The organism is Staphylococcus sp. HMSC061G12 (genome assembly GCF_001838465.1).
GTDB classification, from domain to species: domain Bacteria; phylum Bacillota; class Bacilli; order Staphylococcales; family Staphylococcaceae; genus Staphylococcus; species Staphylococcus simulans.
On the sequence record NZ_KV837115.1, the window covers coordinates 1 to 355 of the forward strand.

General features: G+C 28.5%; 1 pseudogene. It reads left to right on the forward strand.

Features of this window, described 5'->3' with window-relative positions:
• Nucleotides 1-154: 154 nt before the first annotated feature.
• A pseudogene (locus tag HMPREF2937_RS14030) lies at nucleotides 155-355 on the forward strand (protein rep); the annotation flags it as partial.

Below are 355 nucleotides of genomic sequence, written 5' to 3' on the forward strand. Positions count from 1 at the left end.
TCACTAATAGATTAACTGTTCTAATAATAAAACCTTTCCAACTAACACACTTTCTATTTTAATCCATATTTGCTTTCGCTTGAAATATATATTATTAATCTAAAGTATTCTTTGTTTTTATGGAATCGATTTCATTTCGTCCTTATCTGTTACCAAAATCAACTTCGAAACAGATAAACGGTATCATATTAACCGAAAAGAATGGTTGAATTTATGGCGAGATGTGACAGGAATTGATGAAATTACGTAAGTACATGTTCAAAAAATAAAACAGAATTACAACAAAGAATTATATGAAATGGAGAAGCATTCTGGTAAAGGTAGCGACTACTTAATTAATCAAAAAGTGTTCGAT